Origin of the sequence: Pedobacter sp. B4-66 (assembly GCF_018492665.1) — a bacterium.
Taxonomy (GTDB): domain Bacteria; phylum Bacteroidota; class Bacteroidia; order Sphingobacteriales; family Sphingobacteriaceae; genus Pedobacter.
In genome coordinates, this window is the sequence record NZ_JAFVME010000041.1 from 1 (window position 1) to 404 (window position 404).

1 protein-coding gene is annotated in these 404 nt (G+C 41.6%); it reads left to right on the forward strand.

Going from position 1 to position 404, the window contains the following annotated elements; genetic code table 11:
• Positions 1-404, forward strand: a 404-nt coding sequence (locus tag J1905_RS23540) for an immunoglobulin domain-containing protein (protein ID WP_214229631.1), incomplete at both ends; no start/stop codon positions are given.

Consider the following 404-nt stretch of genomic DNA (forward strand, 5'->3'; position numbering starts at 1 on the left):
GAAACTCTTGCTGCTGATGCAAAAGTGGTTACTGTAACAGTTAATCCACCGGCAACAGCTGCAGATATAAATGTAGCGGGTAACGATGCGCCATTCTGTGCAGGTACAAAAGCTACATTAGTAGCCTCAAGCACAACAATAACAAACCCAGTGTTTACTTGGTATAGTGACGCTGCTTTAACTACCGTTGTTTTCACAGGTTCATCATTTGAAACTCCGGTATTAACTGCAACCAAAACATACTATGTAACTGTTAGAGGAGATAATAAGTGTGAAAACACAGCTGCTACTGCTAAAACAGTAACAGTAGTTGTTAATCCACCAGCGACAGCCGCTGACATTAATGTTGATGGTGCAGCTGATCCATTATGTTCTGGAACTTCAGCGAAGTTAACAGCAACAAG